At 42.7% G+C, this 19,352-nt stretch carries 15 protein-coding genes; 5 read left to right on the top strand and 10 right to left on the bottom strand.

Going from position 1 to position 19,352, the window contains the following annotated elements:
• Nucleotides 1-5 precede the first annotated feature (5 nt).
• The 3 genes from ACYZZR_RS06675 to ACYZZR_RS06665 all read right to left on the bottom strand — a co-directional run bounded on the left by ACYZZR_RS06675 (nucleotide 6) and on the right by ACYZZR_RS06665 (nucleotide 7,579).
• Nucleotides 6-3,353, bottom strand: coding sequence for a SusC/RagA family TonB-linked outer membrane protein (locus tag ACYZZR_RS06675; RefSeq protein ID WP_461533223.1), 3,348 nt, complete (start codon nucleotides 3,351-3,353; stop codon nucleotides 6-8).
• A 23-nt stretch (nucleotides 3,354-3,376) separates the two neighbouring features.
• On the bottom strand, nucleotides 3,377-5,938 hold the full coding sequence (locus ACYZZR_RS06670) for a zinc-dependent metalloprotease (protein ID WP_461533222.1): 2,562 nt from the start codon (nucleotides 5,936-5,938) through the stop codon (nucleotides 3,377-3,379).
• A 108-nt stretch (nucleotides 5,939-6,046) separates the two neighbouring features.
• Nucleotides 6,047-7,579, bottom strand: coding sequence for a histidine kinase (locus tag ACYZZR_RS06665; RefSeq protein WP_461533221.1), 1,533 nt, complete (start codon nucleotides 7,577-7,579; stop codon nucleotides 6,047-6,049).
• Between the two features lie 264 nt (nucleotides 7,580-7,843).
• On the opposite strand from ACYZZR_RS06665, the gene ACYZZR_RS06660 reads away from it, so the two are divergent.
• The 4 genes from ACYZZR_RS06660 (at nucleotide 7,844) to ACYZZR_RS06645 (ending at nucleotide 10,140) form a co-directional block, all read left to right on the top strand.
• Nucleotides 7,844-8,185, top strand: a complete 342-nt coding sequence (locus tag ACYZZR_RS06660) for a YtxH domain-containing protein (protein WP_461533220.1) — start codon at nucleotides 7,844-7,846, stop codon at nucleotides 8,183-8,185.
• A 42-nt stretch (nucleotides 8,186-8,227) separates the two neighbouring features.
• Complete coding sequence (locus ACYZZR_RS06655; RefSeq protein WP_461533219.1) at nucleotides 8,228-8,581, top strand: phage holin family protein; 354 nt, start codon at nucleotides 8,228-8,230, stop codon at nucleotides 8,579-8,581.
• A gap of 20 nt (nucleotides 8,582-8,601) precedes the next feature.
• On the top strand, nucleotides 8,602-8,805 hold the full coding sequence (locus tag ACYZZR_RS06650; protein WP_461533218.1) for a hypothetical protein: 204 nt from the start codon (nucleotides 8,602-8,604) through the stop codon (nucleotides 8,803-8,805).
• A gap of 195 nt (nucleotides 8,806-9,000) precedes the next feature.
• The gene (locus ACYZZR_RS06645) at nucleotides 9,001-10,140 is read left to right on the top strand and encodes an AI-2E family transporter (protein WP_461533217.1); all 1,140 of its coding nucleotides are present in this window, start codon (nucleotides 9,001-9,003) and stop codon (nucleotides 10,138-10,140) included.
• Between the two features lie 10 nt (nucleotides 10,141-10,150).
• Here ACYZZR_RS06645 and ACYZZR_RS06640 read toward each other — a convergent pair whose 3' ends face one another.
• From ACYZZR_RS06640 to ACYZZR_RS06625, 4 genes are all read right to left on the bottom strand, one after another.
• Nucleotides 10,151-11,236 carry a glycosyltransferase family 9 protein gene (locus ACYZZR_RS06640; RefSeq protein WP_461533216.1) on the bottom strand — a complete coding sequence of 362 codons (1,086 nt, stop codon included), beginning with the start codon at nucleotides 11,234-11,236 and terminating at the stop codon, nucleotides 10,151-10,153.
• Nucleotides 11,237-11,260: 24 nt separating this feature from the next.
• Nucleotides 11,261-11,869: a DUF4254 domain-containing protein gene (locus ACYZZR_RS06635; RefSeq protein ID WP_461533215.1), complete on the bottom strand. Its 609-nt coding sequence runs from the start codon at nucleotides 11,867-11,869 to the stop codon at nucleotides 11,261-11,263.
• Nucleotides 11,870-11,969: 100 nt separating this feature from the next.
• Nucleotides 11,970-13,319 (bottom strand): undecaprenyl-phosphate glucose phosphotransferase, encoded by a 1,350-nt coding sequence (locus ACYZZR_RS06630; RefSeq protein ID WP_461533214.1) that lies wholly within the window; start codon nucleotides 13,317-13,319, stop codon nucleotides 11,970-11,972.
• 57 nt (nucleotides 13,320-13,376) lie between these two features.
• A complete protein-coding gene (locus ACYZZR_RS06625; protein ID WP_461533213.1) occupies nucleotides 13,377-14,363 on the bottom strand; it encodes a UDP-glucuronic acid decarboxylase family protein in 987 nt (328 codons plus the stop codon).
• An 886-nt stretch (nucleotides 14,364-15,249) separates the two neighbouring features.
• Between ACYZZR_RS06625 and nhaA the strand changes: the two genes are divergently transcribed.
• The gene (gene nhaA / locus ACYZZR_RS06620; protein WP_461533212.1) at nucleotides 15,250-16,578 is read left to right on the top strand and encodes a Na+/H+ antiporter NhaA; all 1,329 of its coding nucleotides are present in this window, start codon (nucleotides 15,250-15,252) and stop codon (nucleotides 16,576-16,578) included.
• Nucleotides 16,579-16,595: 17 nt separating this feature from the next.
• On the opposite strand, the gene ACYZZR_RS06615 is transcribed toward nhaA, so the two are convergent.
• The 3 genes from ACYZZR_RS06615 to ACYZZR_RS06605 are packed head-to-tail and all read right to left on the bottom strand — an operon-like array spanning nucleotide 16,596 to nucleotide 19,342.
• Nucleotides 16,596-17,429: an outer membrane beta-barrel protein gene (locus ACYZZR_RS06615; protein ID WP_461533211.1), complete on the bottom strand. Its 834-nt coding sequence runs from the start codon at nucleotides 17,427-17,429 to the stop codon at nucleotides 16,596-16,598.
• Between the two features lie 33 nt (nucleotides 17,430-17,462).
• Nucleotides 17,463-18,176: a WecB/TagA/CpsF family glycosyltransferase gene (locus tag ACYZZR_RS06610; protein WP_461533210.1), complete on the bottom strand. Its 714-nt coding sequence runs from the start codon at nucleotides 18,174-18,176 to the stop codon at nucleotides 17,463-17,465.
• A complete protein-coding gene (locus tag ACYZZR_RS06605; protein ID WP_461533209.1) occupies nucleotides 18,173-19,342 on the bottom strand; it encodes an O-antigen ligase family protein in 1,170 nt (389 codons plus the stop codon). Before ACYZZR_RS06605 ends, ACYZZR_RS06610 begins: the two co-directional genes overlap by 4 nt.
• Nucleotides 19,343-19,352: the final 10 nt, after the last annotated feature.

The following is a 19,352-nucleotide window of genomic DNA, read 5'->3' as shown; positions in this document are numbered from 1 at the left end:
CTTTTTTAGAATGATACATTAAGGCCCAGCGCCACAGACTTCGCTATGGGCTGTGCGTAGATATTACCATAGGTTTCCGGATCAAAATACCCGTTGTAATTCGAACTGATTACAAAGAGGTTTCGCCCCTCCAGGCTAAACCTTATATTGTCTATATTCAGTTTTGAGGTTACCGATTCGGGCAAGTTGTAGCCCAGTCGGATACTGGATATCCTCAAATAGCTCATTTCATCTACAAAAGTATCGAGGTACGACATCGTACTGATAGGATTCTGATCGGCAAACCACTTATAAGCCATCCACGAATCTCCTGTGCCGGAAGTTTCTCCAACGATACCGGGCAATTGAGATCCGGTATTCTGAGGCGACCAGGCGTTCAATATATCGGTGGTATAATTCTGTCCGCGGTCTACCTGAGTGGAATTGTAGGGAAGGTTTTTCACCACAGTCTGTTTGAGATTGAAACTGGCCGCTACGGTGAGATCAAAATTCTTATAAGAAAAATTATTGATGATTCCCCCGCTGTATTTGGGGTCTCTATCTCCTACATAGGTAAAGAGATTTCTGAACTCTTCGTTGCTAAGGTTGTACTCTGTCATAAACCCGGGCAGGAAATCGGCCCAAGGATCGGAGAGTTTAAAGAAGTCTACAGCACTTACTTTTTCATCTCCTTTCCAGAACATAGGATAGCCATTTTCATCTATCCCGGCTGTTTTCAGAGCAAAGACTGCATTTACCGGAAGTCCTTCACGCGAAGGCAAGAAACTGTTTTCTCTGATCTGTATCTTGTCTACATTACTCTTGTTGTGAGCGATATTAATATTGGTGGTCCATCGGAAATTATCGGTCACAATATTTCGAGTCGTTATAGCCAGCTCAAAACCTTTGTTGGTTACCTGTGCCCAGTTGAGATTGGTAAACTCAAATCCGTTTTCGAGTGGAACAGACCTCATCCCGATCAGGTCGGAGCTCTTTCGTTTGTATATATCGAAAGCCATCGCTATCCTGTTGTTGAACAAGCCTAAATCGGCACCGAAGTTGTAGTTTGCGGTTTTCTCCCATCGCAACTTGTCGTTGGGCGGTGCAGTCACCACTACAGTCTGCTCGCTGTTTCCGGGAAGTATAGATGTTCTGTTGTACTCTCCGATAACATATGGAGAGGTATTTCGGTCTATATTTCCTTGCAAACCGTATGAAGCTCTAAGCCTTAAATTGGAGATCAGCTTACTGTCTTTAAGAAAATCTTCCTCACTTACCAGCCAAGAGGCAGAACCCGACCACAGAGGCAGGTATTTGTATTTGGGGTCTACCCCAAACAGGTTCGACCCGTCGTAACGCACACTTCCAAACACCGTGTACTTTCTGTTGTAAGTATAAGATGCCGTAGCGTAAAACGAAGCATAGGCATTTTCTATGCTATTTCTTTCGTAAGCTCTGTATATGCTTTCGCTGGCGTCGTCTTCGCCCGGAAACATGATAGGAGTGGTAGTAAGCGTTTTTGCGTCGTAGCCAAAACCTTGAGTAGCGATCATCTTCGATTCTGACCTGCGGAGTTCAGATCCGATCATAGCGTCGATTTCGTGTTTTTCTCCTATTCTCGTATTGTATTCTAAAAGGGATTTCCAATTGTACTGGAAGAAGCTCTCCTCCCAGTTTTGTATAATTCCGCCCTCGGGCAAAAAATAGTAATAGTCTCCGGCATCTGAATCATAACGACGGGTTCTCTCCCGCATTTTACGGGTAAAATAAGACTCTGCCGCAGCGTATTTCTCTGTGCTGTTCTTGTCTACTTGAAGTCCTAACTGGGTAGATATCTTCAGGTCGTCGGTAATCTTGTAAGAAGCGTCGATAATGGCTTTAAGCGCATTGTTCTCCAAATTGTAAGAAGTGTTCTTCCTCTCTTCGAGAAAGTTAAACGGCACATATCTTCCTTCAAAGCCTTCTATATCCTGATCGTAACGATACGACCCGCCTTCGTTGTAAGGTGTGAGATAAGGATTGGCATTGCGCGAATAGTTGGACGGATTGGTAAAGGCATCGGTACCGGTCACATAAGACTCTCTGTTGGACTGAGAGGCAAAGAGCGATACACCAACATCGAGTTTATCCGATAGCTGATAGTTGTTTTTCAGCGTAATATTATAGCGTTCAAAACCGGTTCCTACTGTAGTTCCTTCTTCGTCGTAATACCCCAAAGAGAAGTAGTAATCTGAACGCTCTCCACCTCCTGAAATACTCAAGCTATACTGCGTATTGGCCGCTGCGCGGTACAGGAGGTCTCCCCAATCGGTTTGACTTCTTCTAAGCAAGTTTATGGCTTCACGAGTACCTGCTCCCAGTGCTGCAAAACCGTCGTTTCGGAATGTATCCAGTTCTCCTGCAGCTTCGAGTATACGCATCACCTCTCCTTTTTCCGTCCTGAAATCAAGGTCGGTACGTCGGGCAAGTCCGAGCTCAAAATCCACCTTTTCATTGGCATTCATCAGGTTGAGCTTGTCAAAATCAGGCTTCATTGTATAAAAGGTATTTGCGGAAAAATTCACTCTCATCTTTCCTTTTTTCCCTTTCTTGGTGGTTACTACAATAACTCCGTTTGCTGCTCTAGCTCCGTATATGGCAGTAGCTGCGGCATCTTTTAGAATGGTGATGTCCTCTATATCGTCGGGGTTAATTCCGGCGATGGAATAGTTGCGCAGCTGATCGATATTGTCTTTGTCGGTAAAGTCGGGAACATCATTTCCTTCTAGAGGCAATCCATCGACCACCCACAGCGGGTCTTGCGGACCGGACAGCGAGGCTGTTCCTCTTATCCTTATTTTTGCGGGTGCTCCGGGTGCTCCAGTTTGCGGGGTCACTACCACACCGGCCGCCTGCCCTTGCAACAACATATCTGCGCTAGACACTCCTATCTGCCGTGCTTCGTCCATCTCAACTTTGGTCACTGCAGAAGTGAGCTTGCGCTTTTCCACCTTCTGATACCCGGTGACCACCACCTCACCAAGAGCGCTAGTTTCCTCTTCCAAACGGATGGTATAGATCTCTTTGTCGGTTACATAAAGCGTCTGAGACGCATATCCTATATAACTCACTACCAGTCTTTTTGTCCCTTCCGGAATTTCGAGGGAGAACTTCCCGTCAAAATCGGTAACGGTACCAATACCAGTACTTTCAATGATACCACTTACACTGGTTTCATTGGCTACCGACTGCGAATCGACATATACCGAGGCACCGGGTAAGGGCATGCCGTCGGTAGCCGAAAACACTTCTCCTCTTACGCTGCGCATTTGCTGACCAAACCCTACTACAGGTAACAGCAATACGCTTAAAAATATTAGTAAACTTTGTTTCATCAGATCAGGTTTCATTTAAGTCATTAGTTGTTAATAGCTTCTTTGATACGCCCTATCAGGTCTAAATAGTGCATCCGGGTAACACGGTCTCCTCTGTTTTTCTTTTTTTCGAGCAATTGCAGTACTGTGTACAATTCTCCTTTCTTGAAAGACGTCACTTCCGACACTCGCTTGAGTGCCGTAAAATTTATATTTCTAACCGACACCTCACTGTCTTTTACCTGCTTACAGAGCATTGGAATTTGCAAAGATGACGGTATTTGCAGGTTTTTACGCGAGGTTTTCTCAAAAATTTTATTGAGGTCTACGATGAGTACATCTACGTAATTTTTCTGCGCCATTCTCTCGAAGGCACTAAGCGATTGCCCCTTCACCGTTTTTCCGAACAGCTTTTTACTGATGCTTTCGAAGAGCTCATTTACCGTAAAGGTCTTTGTATCCTCAGAAGAATATATTTCCGATTCTAACAAGCGTAACAACCTGTCGTCTTTTAACAGATTGTACATCAGATCGTATTGCAACTCTCTAGCCAAGGTATAAGGGGAGTACTCATAAGGCCCAAGAGGGGAATCTTTCAGAGGATAGGTCTTGTTGATGATGTCGTTTACAAACAGCCATTCGGGCGTGGTAAAGACCTGCTCGTTGAGGTACTGTACAGCTGCCTGTTGTTTTTCGTAGGGAACAGCTATGTACGAAGTTCTCCCATCACCGTGAACAGTGTTGTTGAGATAGATTCCGCCTACATTGTTCATCACGTGATTGTTGTAAAGTTGCCACTGCCCTATTATTCCCATATAGAGTTTTCCCGTACGGTAATAGGTTTCTCCCCCCTCACTCGTCCACTCCAGGGCGTGATCAAGTACCCTTTTCAGGTTTTCTATCCCGTACAGACTCGCTTTTACAGCATCATCTCCTAGATCTTCCGACTGCGACCTAGGGTCGATCACGTCTTTAGGAGGCTGTTGCTCTCCGTAAAAATACAGAGGGTCTCCAGCGTGTTGTTCTACTAGCTTTCTCAGTTGGATCGCTGCGGTTTTCTCTTCCGGAAACCAGCTGTATCCCCATTGAATGGCGTATTTGTCGTATATACCGATTTTCGGAGTTATCGCCTCTACCCCATCTCCGGGCTGAGCCACATAATTATACCTGGCATAGTCCATAATAGAAGGTGCGGTACCTCCCATACGGCTTGTAAAGGTCTTAGAGCGCAGGGAGTCTACAGGAAAAGCATAAGAAGCTCCCATATTGTGTTTGAGTCCGAAGGTATGCCCTACCTCGTGCGACGACACAAAGCGCACTGCTTCTCCCATATGTTGATCGTCGAAGACATTTTTTCTCGCTTTCGGGTCTATGGCTCCGGTTTGTACGCGCATCCAGCTGTGTAACGAGGTCATTACATTGTGCCACCAAATGATATCGGCCTCCAAGATTTCTCCGCTTCTGGGGTCTACTACAGAAGGTCCCATAGCATTCGACTTGGGTGAAGCGGCATAGGTAATCACAGAATAGCGCACATCGTCTATGTCAAAATCCTCGTCTTCATCTCCAGCTTCTTTTGCTATAACTGCATTTTTAAAACCCGCCTGTTCAAAGGCTACCTGCCAGTCGAACACCCCTTGTTTTATATAATTCCTCCATTTTTCGGGAGTGGCAGGGTCTATATAAAAAACGATGGGCTTGGCTGGTTCTACCAACTCTCCTTTCAGATAACGCTCTACATCTTCAGGCTTGGGTTCCAATCGCCATCGTGTAATGAGTTCCTGTTTTTTCATCGCGTGCTGCTCATCGTTAAAATACCAGTGTTTCTCAGTAAAATACCCTACCCTTTTGTCCATAAACCTCGGAGTCATAGGTACCTCCGGAAGCAATACGATATTGCAAGCTACCCCTATAGTAATCGGCACTGCTGCCTCTCCTTCAGATACAGAGGTGGTGAGTTTCGACTTTACCATAAGGTTTTCGGGAAAGGCCTTGACCTCTTCTATATAAGAAAGCGCCGACTTGGCCGACCCTCCGAGTCCGGTATTGCTAAAAACGTCGTTAAAGCTCTTTTCCTTTCCGTCGAATACCTTATTGACCTTTATTACCACGGAAGACGCTTCTTTGTTTTCCGACTTTATGTCGAAAGCTTCTATAATAGACGATGAAAAATTGTCGCGCACCGAACGTGTTATAGCATCTTCTTCGGGAGAGGAAACCATAGGAATGGAAGTTTTTACCCATACCTTTTTCAACAGGCTGTCTTTTTCGAAGGTAACGACCTTGTTTTCAAACTCCATACCTTTATTGAGGCCTGCCTCGTTGAGTTGCAGTGGCACGCTAGATATCTTGTTTACAATAAGAAACTCTCGATCCATCAAGGAGTCCGGAATCTCGAAGTAGTAATCGCCTTTTACCTTTATCACATTAAAGAGCCCCTTCTTCAATGTGCCTTCGCTCACCAGTTCGCTGTACTTTTTTAGCGCAGGGGTTTCAGTAGAATCTTTTTTCGATTTCCCTTCTTCTTTTTTCTTTTCCTGAGCTACTGTAGTATTTAGAAAACAGCATATCAGACAGGTAACAACTATACGGTAAACTCTTATCATACTCCGGTTAACTTTTCGTTAAATTCCGGTTAAAGATCTGATGTGTAATTGTACAGACCAAGAGAAAAGGAGTGGACGGGCAAAAAAACGGAGTGAATGAACGTCTTTTCAGAGCAAGGGGAGCTCACAGTAAAACCAACCGTCGCGAATACTGGTCTCAAAACCGGTCGTCTTGTAAAAATCGTAAATGCCTCTCAGGTATTGCAATCCGAATCGACTTCCCTGTTGCTCTTGTTCTTTGGGCTGGTAGGTATTGCTCACCACAACTCGGTGGCTTTCTACCACAATCTTAATACAAAGCGGATGTTTTTTAGTAGCGACATTGTGTTTAAGGGCGTTTTCGACCAGAGTCTGCAGCGACAGATATGGGATTTTCTTCTGCAGTGCCTGTCGGTTTTGAAGTTCTGTCTCAAAACGCATTCTATCGCCGAAACGTATTCCTTGTAAAAAGAGGTATTGATCAATGAACTCCAGTTCAACTTTTACCCCTGTGATATCCTCTTTGGGCGACTGTATTAGATAGCGATACAGCTTCGACAACTTAAGGGCAAAAGTCTTGGAGAGTTTTGTGTCGTGGTCTATAAGGGTATAGAGGGCATTTAGTGAGTTAAAGAGAAAGTGGGGGTTTATCTGATTTTTGAGCTGCTGCAGCTGTAACAAGGCACTCTCTTTCTGGTACACCTCCTTTTCCAGTGCCAGAGAGGTCTTTTCTTCACGTAGCTGTTCCTGCTTCCGGTACTGTAGGAGTACGGCTCTTGCAAAGTAGTAGAAGACAAAGAGCAACAGCAGTGTAGAGATTAGGTAGATATAAAAACTGTATTGCTTGATTCGGCTGATATCCTGCTCGTTTATACTCTTCGGAAAATTGACCGACAGATAGTAACTGCCTCCTTGTAGTTTCAATCTCCTGATATAATTCACTACATCCAGCTGCAAGTATTCAGATGCCATCACGCGTTGGCTTCCCTCTTCAGCTTTGAGGAGGGTGTCGGACGGACTTATCAGAGAAAATTCGAATACATTCTTACCTATATAAGTTGTGTCGGGATGCAGCATACACAGCCCGTCTGCATCGAAGACATAGGCATAACTCTGAGAGTAAATATCAATATCCCAAAACCGGCGTTGAACAGTGTGTAGATCGAGATCATATCCGTAAAAAACCAGTCCGAAAGGGGTTTCAAAACACACTGTGTTTCGCCACAGCACTCTGTTTTGGTCTCTTATGACCTTTGCTGTGACTCCCAGACTTTCCTCCCACAATATTTCAGTACGGTCACCTCGTAGACGATATATCTCAAGGTTTTTGTCTTTCCTCTTAATGCCGTACCATATGCTCACAACACTGCTATCTGAGCGCTGTATATCGCTCAGTATTTCAAGATGCTGTAATGCCGAAGAGGTATCGGACTGCTTCGCGGTGAGCTCACGGGCGTCAAAAAGCGGTTTTTGAAGAAGCCTAAACTGATCTTGCAGGTTGTCGTTTTTTTTGCGCAAACTGCGGAGTGCAATATCACTGCTCACTTCTTCCACTTCGTCAGAGATCAAACTGTTGAGCGTATAGGTTGCCATAATGGTAACAACTACCACTACAAACAATACGACCATATATAGCTTACCGGAAAGCTGCTGTTTCAGCATATACTGTGAATTGGAATACTGCAAAGATAGGAGAATTAGATCTGCGGTACTTTTCTACAGCAAATTTAGCCTGTATTTGACAAACTATCTATAAGCTCAACTCCTACAATCGACCTACTCCTTTAATCTGGAATCATTACAGCAGAGATAAATTGTTAATATTGAATTAAATGTCTCTATACATTTGTAAAATTCTCTCATAATGCCTAACTTATATACCGTTTATAGAAATTCACTGAATTTTAATCTAAAAATCCAAACATTATGTCACAGCAAACAGGACAAACACTTTTAGCATTATTAACCGGTGCGGCTATAGGAGCCGGCATAGGTATTTTATATGCTCCCGACAAAGGACTTAATACTCGAAAAAAAATACATAAAAAAGCGAAAAAGACTCAAAAAGAACTGGAGCGACAGCTTCAAGTGGCGAAGTCTACACTGTCTGGAAAAGCTACCGATGCTCGGGAAAAGTTTGAGAGTAAACTAGAAGATACGCTTTCATCTATGAGTCATAAGGCCGACGATGTATTACTAGCCCTAGAGGACAAGCTGGAAGAATTGAGGGCAAAAAACGCCAAACTTCAGAAGAATACTACAAAATAGAAACAGGACGAGAAAATATTTGTCCAAATTCAATGCTTTTTCATGTCGCTACATCACATTTCTGAAAACGCCGGAGAACTGCATAAAAGCTCCCGAGAGTTTATAGAAAAAACGTATGAATACTTTAAACTCAGCGTTTTTAAAAAGTTTACCAAAGGAGCCACTTCGATGATTACTTTTATGATCGTTGGAGCAATCCTTTTTGGAGCCATGTTACTGATTACATTTGCAATTGCTCTGTTTATTGGGAAATGGCTAGATAATCTGGGGCTGGGTTTTCTGATTCTAGGAGGCTTTTACATCCTCATTGCCATCGCCATCTATTACGGCTTCCGAAAAACCATAGAACGGAAGGTACTTGTAAAAGCATCGAAGGATTTTCTGGACAATGATTAAGTTGTTTAAAACCCATATGGATGAAAGTATACACCTCCTTTGAAGAAGTAGACAAGGATCTAAAAGCGCTTCGCCTTCAGAAAGATATCGCTCGCGAAGAAATCAAACTGAACTATCACTACCTTAAAGACGATCTGGGTTTTTTGAACCTCCTCGGTAAAACCACCGGAGTCGTTCTAAAAAAAATCCTCACCTTTAAAATAGCAAGGAAACTGTTTGGTTAGAAAACAGACCATTATACCAGAGGAGCAGGCCGTGATGTCCGCTCCTCTTGTGTTTTTCTTGTTTTTCTGAGAGGTTATAACATCGCTTTACACTAAAATCAATTCGCCGACAGAAGATATCTAGGGGATTAAGCGCGAGCTGCGGCATTTTTATTTATATTTGGTAAAAGACCTATCAAGTCATTCCCTTCGTTTATGAAAAACACCTTCAAAAAAAATATTAGCTCCGATATCTCATCTACTCTACTGATGCTGGTATTGATTGTATTTATCTGCTACACGCTACAGAGTATTATTGTGCCCATACTGTTTTCGATCATTTTCTCTGTTCTACTTTACCCCTTATGCCGGAGGCTAGAGAATATAGGTGTGGCTAGAGCCTGGGCTTCTGTTTTCTCACTGATAATAGGTTTATCAGTGGTTCTTGGGGTGGGGTATCTCCTGATATCACAAACCATAAACATAGGCAACAACGCCGCTGACATAGCAAGCAAAATACAAGGTGTGGCCGACAAACTACTCGTCTGGCTTTCCGACAAGCTGCACGTCTCTTCATACGAACTAGTAGCTCAGGGCAAAGAAAAACTGTCCGACAGCATGTCTGGTATTGGGAGTTCACTCACAAAAACGCTGAGTTCCATTGGCAACTCGCTGTCATCGGCCGTTCTGATTCCTATTATGATTTTCTTTTTCCTCTATTACCGCTCCTTTTTCAGGGAATTTTGTTTCCGGGTCTTTTCGTCTACTCCTAAAAAGCTTGTAGAAGAGGGACTGGAAAAGATTTATTTCGTGCTTAAGAGCTATCTGACAGGGCTGGTTACCGTTATGGGTATTGTAGCCATACTCAACACTATAGGTCTGTATATTCTAGGGATAGAATACGCTTGGTTTTTTGGTGTTTTTGCCGCCTTACTGACCATCTTTCCCTATATCGGGATTTTTATAGGGTCTATTATTCCCGCTCTGTTTGCCCTGGCTACCAAAGACAGCAGCTGGTATGCTGCCGGGGTTGTGATATGGTTTCAGATCGTACAGACCTTAGAGGGCAATTTTATAACGCCAAACATTGTAGGGAGCAAGGTGAGTCTCAATCCCTTAGTCTCTCTGCTATCTCTTTTTTTGGGCGGTATGCTCTTCGGTCTGATGGGTATGATACTCGCCCTGCCGCTGCTGGCTATGCTGAAAGTTATTTTCGATATTATTCCACAGGCACAACCCTACGGCTTTCTGCTCAGCGAGCCTGATAAGAGGCATTTACTGACGCTGAGGCAAAAGAAAAAAGCGGAAAAAAAGCTGGAGGAAAACGACGCAGAGGAATCGAAACCTCCTTCCTGACAAATCGAATTTAAACCAGCTTGTGAACTTTTGCTACGACCGACTCCGGACTTATGGTACGCATTACCTCTTCATAGCCTTCAGGAACCGTTTTGCCGTACACCGAAGTAGGAATGAACGGATATGCTTTCCTGTCTGAAAGAAGGGCATTGGTCTCCGCTTGTCCTATGGGATAAAAACCGGTATAAGGGTGTGTAACTCCCCAAAGCGTTATGGTCTTTACTCCGTACATGGCAGCCAGATGCGCATTACCGCTGTCCATAGCTACCATAACATCGAGATTTGAGATGAGTTGTAGCTCCTCTTGAAAAGACAATTTCCCAGCCACATTGACCACATTGCGGTAGCGCTCTTCTAGCTGTCTGAGTATTTTTATCTCTTTCTCTCCCCCTCCGAAAAGCAGTACATTACAACCGTCCTGATTCAGTGTAGCAATCACCTTTTCCATCAAATCCAGAGGGTACATTTTTCCACTAAAAGCAGCAAAAGGAGCTATTCCGATAACTTTATTCCGTTCCATCTCTCTTCCGTTCAAACCCATCTTAGCAAGTACGGCCTCCTTCAGTGTTTCCTTCGATCTGAAAACCACCTGCTCCATATCTATTTCATACCCCAGCTTTCCAAAGACATCAGCATAGCGTTGATGAGTGGTTTTAAGAGGTTTAAAGATCTTGTTTCGAAAACGGGTAAGTGCTTTTTTGTCCTTTCGTCCCTTGTCTATTTGTACTACGGGAAAGCCGGATATGCGAAAAAAGATTTTGAGCACATTACTTCGAAGTACGTTATGGATGTCGGCTACAGCACTGATACCCGTTTTTTTTAGTTCCCGGTACAGGCGGTAAAGTCCGAATACCCCTTTGTGTCTTCCTCTGATATCAGCCTCGTAGAAACTAAGCCTAGGAATCCCTTTAAACAAAGGTTTGAAAAATCCTCTCGAAAGCACGGTGATTTCCAGATCAGGATATTGACGCAACAGACTCATAAGCACTGGTACTGTCATAGACACATCGCCCATAGCCGACATTCTTATGACTAGAAGCCGCGGAGTCTCGCTGTGAGGAGATCTTTTTTTCGGGGGAGACGAGTGCGTATTCACCTTTCGGATTTTTCGGGAAAGTCCTTATTTTTTACCTTGGTACAACACAGGATTAAGCTCCTCGTCGTTGTACATTTTCATCTGTTTGTACACTTTCATATATTTCTTTCCACTGCCAATATCATCCAAAAGCTGATCTATTGCAGTAGAGAGATCTTTTCGTTGTTCCAGCAAGACTTGAAGCTTTTCGCGACATTTCGCCTGGTGTTCTTCGGAGGCATCTTCCCTACGCGCCTCCTCATCCATGTGGTATATTTTGAGGGCTAATATAGACAGCCTATCTATAGCCCAAGCAGGGCTTTCCGAATTGATGGTAGCATTGGGCACAGGGGAAACATTTTTGTATTTGTCTAGGAAATAACTGTCTATGTACTCTACAGTATCGGTACGGTCTTGGTTGGAGGCATCGATTTTCCTTTTCAAGTCAAGGGCATTAACCGGGTCGATATCCGGGTCACGAATGATATCTTCGTAGTGCCATTGTACGGTATCTATCCAGTTTTTGCGATACAACAAATGTTCTATCTTGTCTTTGGGATAGGGGTTTACAAAAGGCTGATATACATCGTCCAGTTCGTGATATTTGTGTATGCTTTCTTCAAAAATGGCATAGGCCAATGCACTGAAATCCATAGTTGTGTTTTTATTCATTAAGAAAACCTCTCATCTCTTTAGGGACACCCTTTTTGAGCGAATTTAATTTCGTTTTTGGGGCAAAGATACACAGAACCTATCAATATGCCTTTTCTTCACCCCTGATGGCGTTGAGAACAGTTTGCCCTATAATTTTTATATCCAGAGCAAGCGACCAGTTCTCTATGTAAAATATGTCAAACTTCACTCGATTTACAATATCCGTTTCCGTTTCAATTTCCCCTCGGTAACCCCTTGTTTGGGCCAAACCGGTAATTCCCGGTTTTACAAAATGACGCACCATATACTTGTCGATTTGTTGGCCGTAAAGATTGGTGTGTTTTACCATATGAGGCCTCGGTCCTACTACCGACATTTGCCCTAGGAAAACATTGTAAAACTGTGGGAGCTCGTCTATACTGGTTCTTCTGATAAACCTACCTACTCTCGTAATCCTCATATCCCCCTTAGTGGCCTGCTTTTTATCGGCATCCTCACCCATGGTCATAGAGCGAAACTTATAGCAGTAGAACTCTCTCGAATTGACGCCGTGCCTGCGCTGGCGAAAAAAAACAGGCCCCTTCGATTCCAGTTTTATGATTAGCGCCAACAGAGGAGTGAGCCAAGAGAGCACACATACGATAACTGCACCCGAAAAAACCAGATCGAAAAAACGCTTTACAAAAGCATTTAGAGTGTCTTCGAGAGGGATGTCTCTCAGCGAAAGTATTGGGATATAATCGTAATATTCAAATTTGAGTTTCTTGGCAAAAATATTCTTGTTGTCAGGTATAAACTTCAGCTGTTTCATGTTGTTGTCGGCAAAATCTATCAACTCCAACATCTCCCTATCGCCTATTTCGGCAACAGAACAATAGATCTCGTCTATATCCTTATCAATCACATAGTTGTAAAGGTCGAATAGTTCATCGCCTCCATCTAGAGAAAATTGTTTTTTAAAATCGTATCCAAACTCCAGTCGAGAGTTAAAGACCTCTATCAATTGCTCTGTTTTCTTATTGTCTCCCAAAACGACCACACGGCGGGTATTTCCTTTAAAAAAGGCACGATATCGCAATAAAAGTATATAGGTAAATATTTTAAGAGCAGATATAACCACAAAATTTAGCGCAAAGAATTCTGCCAAAGTAAGTCGGCTCATATTGGGCTGCTTAAAAAAGCCGATAAAGGCATACAACACAAGAAAAAAGAACACGAATTGCTGAAATATAAGGCTGAGTACCCTGGTGAGTTTAGCGTATCGCTGTACCTCATAAAACTCTGTCTTCAGTGAAATCACTATCCACGACAGACTCAGGTAAGTATGAAAGAGGAAAGGGTTTACAAAATTAATGGGCAATATCATGGCCAACACATTGATAATCGCCAAATCCATTATATAATTTACGGGTTTGATATACATAGAATATCGACCTGCCTTGTATTTCATGTGTTGAGGTTTTACTCTTATTCAAAGATGCCAATCTGCAACTTTCGTTGCGAAGTGCTACCGTTTTATATGTGACGAAAAATCCTTGTGCTCCTTTTTGTACAGTTCTTCGGGTGAGAGTTTTTTAAAGTATTCGTAGGTACGTCGCATACCTTCTACCCTATCTACTTTCGGTTCCCATTGCAATAATTTACGAGCTCTATCAATATCGGGCTGGCGTTGCTTTGGGTCGTCCTTAGGCAATGGGCGATACACTATGCCCTGCCTGGTAGCGGTAAGTTTTACAATTTCTTCGGCAAACTCTTTAATTGTAATTTCCTCCGGGTTCCCTATATTTATTGGATCACTGTAGTCACTGAACAACAAGCGGTAAAGCCCTTCCACCTGATCGTCTATATAACAGAATGATCGGGTTTGCGAACCGTCGCCAAAAACCGTGAGGTCTTCACCTCTGAGAGCTTGTCCCATAAAAGCCGGGATTACCCGACCGTCGTTGAGCCTCATACGGGGGCCATAGGTGTTAAATATTCTCGCTATACGAGTCTCTACCCCGTGAAAGCGATGATAGGCCATGGTCATCGATTCCTGAAAACGCTTAGCTTCGTCGTATACCCCTCTCGGACTTATGGTGTTGACATTGCCGTAATAATCTTCCGACTGCGGATGTACCAAGGGATCGCCATACACTTCGGAAGTCGACGCGATGAGTATTCTGGCCTGTTTGTCTTTGGCCAGTCCGAGCAGGTTGTGAATCCCGAGAGAACTCACCTTTAGCGTTTGTATAGGAATTTTGAGGTAGTCTATGGGACTAGCCGGGGATGCAAAATGCAATATGTAATCGAGGGAACTCGGGATATGGACAAACTTGGTCACGTCGTGATGGTGGAACTCAAAATTCTCCAGCGGAAGCAAATGAGAAATATTTCCCATATCTCCGGTGATGAGGTTATCCATTCCGATGACATAAAACCCCTGCGACACGAAACGGTCACACAAATGCGAACCAATAAACCCGGCTGCTCCGGTAATCAATACTCTTTCCATGGTCAAAATCATTGAACGAACTGCCTGTAACGCCAGATTCTATCTGTTTTTCCAAAGGGTTAAAGATAATCTTTTTGAAAGACTCCACCGAAAATCACTTACTTATATTCTCTGAAATAAGGTTTTGGTTTTAGTACATTTTAAACTTTTATCACAAAACAATGTTTTTTATGCTTCCTTCGTATTTTAAAAAAAACATATCTTTGACCCAATGTGGGCTTCGATAAAAAATATAGCAATGGTTGCGGGCTTGCTGCTCTGTTTTCTGAACACACCCCAGAAACTTCGGGGTAGCGACCACGTACCCCTAGTTAAAAAAAATATCGAGGTCAAGGAATCCCTGGGCAAGCCTAAGCCTACTAAGACGAAGACTCCCTCCCACTGTCATCTGAACGAATACAGAAAAGGAACGGAGCCCTTAACGAGTCGGAAAAACACTTCGGATAAATTCACCTTTGCTGTCTATCCCGAATTTCCGGTTGTTTGTTTGCACTATAACTGCTTTACTTTTGATCGTATAACCGACAAAAGCTACTTGATTACCACCCTGATTTACCCCTATCACATTTTCTGGTGAGTTTTTACTGATTTTTTCGCATACTCTTATACGAAAGGACAAAGCGAGATCGACTTTCGGAAAAAAACAGATGTCCTAACCATATAAAACACTGTCTTAACAAGCTCTATTTTATTGTCTATCAGCACTCTTGCAGAAAAAACTTCTTATCACTTTGGGACATAAGAGATAATCAATTTTTAACATCAAACGGAAGTACTGTTTGTAAAGAAAATAATACTTTAGTCCTCTTGGCAGAAGACAAGAAGGGTCTTGAGCGTATTTCTTCAAAATTTCAGCCGGTATAAAACGTCAAAAAAACATATTGCTATGCATAAAAATATTTTGGACAGGACACTTGCTCCTATTCACAGGTTCTTACATCACGAACACTCCGGAGGCATTATGCTATTTCTCGCAGTGATAGTGGGACTTGTGCTTGCCAACTCCCCTTTAAAACAGCTTTATAACGAATTTTGGGAGACCCCGATAAACATCAGCTTTGCAGATTTCCATCTCAATTATTCCCTTCACGAATGGATTAATGACGGACTTATGGCTATGTTTTTCTTTGTAGTAGGTCTCGAACTCAAACGAGAAATGATAGGAGGAGATCTCGCCTCCTTTGAAAAAGCCCTTCTCCCCTTTGTTGCAGCTTTGGGAGGCATGTTGGTGCCTGCCGCGATTTATGCTTCTATGAATCACGACTTGCCATCTGCAAACGGTTGGGGCATACCTATGGCAACCGATATTGTATTTACTCTTGCCCTTCTCGGAGTTGTAAGCAAGCGGGTTCCTCTTGCTGCAAAGGTCTTTCTGGTAGCTTTGGCTACTGTAGACGACCTCGGTGCCGTTATTGTAATTGCCCTTTTTTACAGTTCTAGCCTGTCGCTGTTACATCTGTTTATTGGACTTGCTATTTTCGGTATACTGCTTATAGGCAATGTTATGGGTGTGAGAAATATTCTCTTCTACATCGTGCTAGGTATAGGCGGTGTATGGCTCACCTTTCTGTTGTCGGGAGTACACGCCACTATAGCGGGAGTATTGGTAGCCTTTACCATTCCGGCTCGCACCAAAGTAGACGAGAACGAGTACTCCAGTCATATCCAAAAATTAATGCAACGGTTTAATCGGGAAATCCCCATAAACGGTCCTTTGACCACCTCGGAACAACACAGTATTATAGAGCGGATAAAGGAAGTGAGCTATGCCGCCCAAACCCCGCTACAAAAGCTGGAGACAGCCTTACACCCTTGGGTGAGCTTTCTTATCATACCCCTTTTTGCTCTTTCTAACGCCGGTGTTACTGTAGGTGGCAATTTCCTTAGCGATATCGCAAACCCCGTAAGTCTCGGTGTTATTGCCGGATTGGTCATTGGAAAATGCCTAGGAATATTCTCCTTTACCTGGCTGAGTTCTAAACTAAAAATCACAAAATTACCTGAAAAAACAGGATGGAAACACATTTTTGGGCTATCTCTTCTCGCAGGTATGGGCTTTACTATGTCGTTGTTTGTAACCAATCTTGCTTTTAGTGACAGCGAAATGATAAACCAGGCCAAATACGGTATTTTACTGGCTTCGTCTATAGCTGCCATACTCGGGGTTTTGGTGCTGAAAACAACCGTAAAAATAAAAGAGGAAGAAGCCGACTGAAAAATAAGGACTCTCGATTAAATATTCCATCGAAAGCCACCGGAAAGGTCTATACGCGTTAAGCTTTCTGTCTCTTCAAGTTTTAATTTTTCATCATATCCATTACCTTTGAAGTTCACTTTCTGGAGAGCTCCCAAATTGAGTGACAATCCCGCTCCAAACCAAAGGTTTCTAGCAAGCTTAAAATCGACTCCTGCACCTATAGAATACCCTAAGGTTCCTCCATTAAGAGTGAATGGTCGCCTAATAAAGCCTTTGTTTTTATATCCTAGATATCCTATTGACGCATCCAAGGAAAAGCAAAATTTCTCATTGCCAGACAGCTGCTTTACATAAACGGCAGGTCCTATATAATTAAGTGAGATAATGTCTTGGAGCGTGCCAAATGACGTGTTTTGAAAGCGTGCAAAGCTGTATTTTAGCCCTAGCCCCACTTCTTCCGATATACTGTAAGACACGTCCGCACCAATGTGATAACCTGATTTGAGCCCCTTAATATGTTCTTTTGCATTTGAAGAAACACCATCATATATCTTTGCTAAACGATAGCTCCAGCCTCCTCGTACCACTAAATTAACTCGATTGAAATTAGCTTCGTATACTTTCTGTCCCGCTTTCCCAACTATGGGTGAAGCATAAAAATCTCTTTTAAAAAACGATATATCATTCCAGAATAGTAGTGTATTTCGTTTCCCTTCTTCTGATTTAAAGCTAAAATATATGCGGTTCTCTTTATCCTTGGATATTTTACCGCTTGTGGAATCTTCTCTTTGAGTTACCACAATATCACTACCCATAAGGGGTGTAATACACCATATCATCAAACAAAGAACGAGTAATTTTTTTCTCATAAATAAGGTTTTGGTCGGTATAAATATAATACTTTATTTATATCTCAAAAATGCGTAGCGAGCAAGGTCACAAAGAAACAAGAATAGTGATTTGGGGTATAGCACAGCGTATCGCTTTACGAGTTTGGGTTCGTCTATGATACGATACAGCCATCGCAAATTGTATTTGTCGTAAAAATGGGGGTAATAATCTATCCCTTTAGCAGTTTGATGTATAAACCCGCCACAGCTATAGCCTAATCCGCTCCAACCTGTATCTTTCAAGTCTGTAAGAAACAGTTCCTGATAGGGAGTGCCCATACCTGCGACTATCACATTCGGGTTTGTGGCACGAATATGCCGAATCACATCTTCTCGCTCTTCTCTTCCCGAAAAATATCCATTCCTATACCCTACAACGTTTAGCTGAGGATAATTTTGTTCAACAACCCTTGCAAACTGACTTATCGCCTCTTCTGTAGAGCCTATAAAATAGATACTCCATCCGTTTTCTACGCATTTCTCGAAAACCTGTGGAGCCATAGAGGTCATATCGAAACTGGCTCGTTTTACACTAAGACCGCACAGTTTAAGCATATAAACCAAACCCACACCATCTACATAGAGTCCGTCGAGCTTTTGAAACAAGGCAAGTTTTTTCCTGAATATCAGATAGCTGTACGGATTTACAAAAGAAAACACCCCTTCTCCAAAAGTGTTTGTACTTCTCAGTTTATCCTTTAATATGTTTATCGGTGTGTTTTTCAAGCTTTTGGATTTTCAACTATATCGCATTTTGGTCGCTGCTTGTTTATTCCCCACAGTACATTTAGGAAAAAGGAAAAAAACATCAAGCCGTGATGTCGTTCTAAAAATGATTCTACGACAAAAATAAACAGTAGGGTTGTCACAAAACCCACGTAGAGGAGGTTTTCGGGAGCCGTTCCTCTGATTCTGAATAGCAGCAACAGAGAAATCACCCCTACCACCAGCACAATTCCTCCTCCTATCGCATACTGAAAATACTGGTTGTGCGCATTGTACTTGTTGATGTATTCCCACGATTTTTCTTCCCTTGCATCTTGCATGGTTTCTAACTCCTTTCCTATCCCGTATCCAAAAATGGGTTTGTCGAAAATTATTTCGCGATTGATATTGTAGTTTCTGATTCTCGACCCTTCTCCGTCCAGTTTTTCGAAAATGCTCTGAGAGGGTTTAAGATAAAGCGCTGCCATTATCAACAGTGGGATTGCCCAGATATAAGGAACTATTTTTGTGTACGAGTGCCACAATAGCGAAGCCCCGATCAGGGCATTGAGCACAACAAAGACGAGCATCCCTCCAACAGATCCGCAGTAAACCATAAGCGGTAAACTGAGTAGAAATACCGGAATGAGTACTACTGACTTTACGCGTTTTTTAAAAATGAGAAATAGCAGTATAAGATAGGCCATATCGATATATACGGCGTAATAAATCTTGTCGATATCGATAATGGAATACTGTTTCCACATATTGTAAAATCCAGGAGCGCTGCCAGCCTCATTCACAAGGTATTCGGTAAAGTTGATTATCCCAGCCGCAAAAACCCCTAATACAAAGAAGAGAAGCATATTGTAAGGATCGATGCGTTTGTAGGCGGTTTGCGTGACTATAAGGAAGAAGAGCAACATCAGTCCGACGAGTTTAAACAGCGGAGTATCCATATTTCCCGATAGCAGTAGTATATTGAGTATGGCGTAAACGAGAATTCCTGCCAGTATTTTTAGCTCCAGAGCCTTTAACCAAGCATTTTTATCGATATTCAGATTAAAAATAGAGACGACAACGAGCAATATAAGCGCTTTGCTACTCCAATGCGGGGCAAAGCTGAGACTAAAAGCAAACAGACAAAGTGCTGCCTCCAAAAATTTTATCTTTATCGATGGTTTCACTCTTTCCCTT

This window comes from Sinomicrobium sp. (assembly GCA_029266035.1).
In the GTDB taxonomy this organism is placed as follows: Bacteria; Bacteroidota; Bacteroidia; order Flavobacteriales; family Flavobacteriaceae; genus Sinomicrobium.
The sequence above is the reverse complement of the archived record's forward strand: the minus strand, read 5'-3'. Positions and strand labels throughout refer to the sequence as shown.